The organism is Saccharopolyspora sp. NPDC050642 (assembly GCF_040654735.1).
GTDB classification, from domain to species: Bacteria; Actinomycetota; Actinomycetes; order Mycobacteriales; family Pseudonocardiaceae; genus Saccharopolyspora; species Saccharopolyspora elongata.
In genome coordinates, this window is the sequence record NZ_JBFAIN010000065.1 from 26,687 (window position 1) to 29,045 (window position 2,359).

The 2,359-nt window shown below is 64.0% G+C and carries 1 protein-coding gene; it reads left to right on the forward strand.

Annotation, left to right across the window (positions count from 1 at the left end):
• Nucleotides 1-295 precede the first annotated feature (295 nt).
• The gene (locus AB0H93_RS42755; RefSeq protein WP_358582333.1) at nucleotides 296-1,567 is read left to right on the forward strand and encodes a YrhB domain-containing protein; all 1,272 of its coding nucleotides are present in this window, start codon (nucleotides 296-298) and stop codon (nucleotides 1,565-1,567) included.
• Nucleotides 1,568-2,359: the final 792 nt, after the last annotated feature.

A 2,359-nucleotide genomic window follows, 5' to 3' on the forward strand; every position in this document is an offset into this window, starting at 1 on the left:
GGTGTTAGGGGTGGGCACCGTGAACCCGCGGCGGTGCAAGCGTCGAAGGTGGTTATGCGCCTGCGGCGCCTGCGACAGCCCATCGACGTGCACCTTTGCGACCCGCGGCAGCGGAACGGCCAGGATGAAAAACGCTCTATGGCAGCACAAAGTACACACGGCCTCGTCCCTTCCCCGCATGGATAGTCCGGATGGGCAGTTGTGCCTGAAATTCGGGTAAGCGGCTTGGGACTGGAGTGCGGCGAGCTCATACTTTCGCTGGAGATGGTTTGGCGAGCAAGGGGGACGGCGGGGCATGAACGAGCTCGCGGAGCGGGCACGCGTCTGGTTGCAGGACACCTATGGGCAGCGTGTGGCACTGAGCGACGAGGAGGCGATCCTCGAGACGGAGCGGGCGGCGTTCTTCGGTTGCCGCTACGTGGAGTCCGCCGAGCCGATGTTGGCGGCGACGATCTGCGTGCCGCTGGACGGGGCGGAACCCTTTCCCGCGTCCAATGCCGGTCCGCTCGATGAGGCCCTCAATCTGTCCCGGGCCGAGCCGGGGTCGTGGCGCTGGCGGGTCAACGCACTTAACTGCCTGATCGCGACCGATGCCGCGGTGAACTGCTGGCCTGCCGCGGCGCTGCCGTGGGATCCGGCTGGCGAAACGCCGGGCTGGTGGGATCGGATGCTGGCGACCTATTTCCCCGACGCCGAGGTCTTGACCTGTACGACGTGGGAGGACGCGGCCAGGGCCATTGAGGGCGGAGGTGTGGGGACCCGGGCAGTGGTGTGGCTGCGCCGTCAGTTCGGCGGGCGTGAACTGGCCGGTCACCTGTTGTACGCGAACTACGCGGATGACGATGTGATCTTTCTTGATGGTCTGCGGGGAACTGTCGCCGAGCAGAACAACGCCGAGGTCGCTGAGCTCGTGGTGGCACGTTTCCGCCGCGCGCGAGGTGATTCCGACGGCGAGCTGCTGCCGTGGGAAGGCGCGGCGGACGAATTCGCCCAGGCCGTCGAGAAAGCGAAGGCGTGGCTGACGTACACCTACGACGGCGAAGTGGAACTCGTTTCTCCTGATCCGGCCGACGAGACCGAGCGTGGCTGGCTGTTCGCCTGCACCACCCGGAGTTTCCAGCAGATTGGCGACTGGCGCGATCAAATGCTCGACGCGGCCCTGGTGGTCCCGAAAGCGGCCGGCGAAGAGCCGTTCGGCCTGCCCAACCGTGATCCGTGGACGTGGCTGGACGACTGGAACGCCGGAAAACCGGGGCTGATGCCACCGCCGAAACCCGCGCAGGCAGCGTGGTTCGGCCCCATGATCGCCGAGCTCGGCCCCGTGGTCGGTATCGGCGTCCACGACCATTGGTTCGGGGTCCTGGAGGAAATCTCCTCCTTTCCCGCACAAACCCAGGCACTGGTGTGGCTGCGCAGGAAGGACACCCGGGGACGGGAGAGCGTCGGGCACCTGTTGGTGGCCGTGAACGAAACCGACGGTGTTCAGCTCTTTGACCCGATGGATGGGCGTGCTCAGCCGCTCATCGAAACCGCACCATTCGAGTTCCGGGTCATGCGCTTTGGCTGACAATCGGTCGTGAGTGCGAAACCGTGCTGGAGCCGGTATAAAATTGATGGAGAGGGTTGACACCCGGGCCTGGTGATCATAGCGAGATCCGGGTGAGTGAACCCGAGTTGGACCGCGAGGTGCTTCGGCGCCTCGCGGTCCTGCGTCACGTCGAGGAAGCCAGCGGGAACGTCGCGATGACGTGCCGGTATTACGGCAGGTTGCTGGCTTCTCAGCGCTACGAGCGCCATGACCGCCGATGGAAGCGCTACGAGATGCAGCGCCCGGGCACCAGGTCCAGATCGATGGCAAGTTCGTCGAACCCTCACCCCGGCCGGCCCTGCCGAACCCGGCAGCAAGCACAGGTGAAGCCGTCGGGGCGGCGCAAGAAGTTCTACTGAGGTTTTTTCCATCCTCGTTGTGCGTGGCGGTGCGGGTGGTGGATCCCTGAATACGTGCTGTAAATCACCTTTCGCTCGCGAATACAAATTGCAAGTGACATCTACCTGAATTCGAGTAGTCCGGCGAACCTTACTGCTTGAAGGAGTCGTGTTTTTTGTTGTGCGAGGCGTGACGTGGTGCCGGTGCCGGGTGGCCGGCCAGGATCGAGGTGACCGAATTTTGTGTTCCCGTGTTGCCGGCGAAGCCGATGGTGATGCCGGTTCGGCTGCGTCGGTGTAGTTGGCGCGAGTGCTGGGATAGGTAAGCTTAAGGGGCGGTTATGGCGATCATGTTTAGTGAGTTTGAGCGCCAGCTGTGCTATTGGCTTACGGGGGATGAGCCGCCGCCGGTTAATGAGGATAAGGTGCGGGA

Bases quoted from the DNA above. Each gene is read 5' to 3' on its own strand.
- AB0H93_RS42755 (WP_358582333.1), top strand. From the start codon at position 296: ATGAACGAGCTCGCGGAGCGGGCACGCGTCTGGTTGCAGGACACCTAT.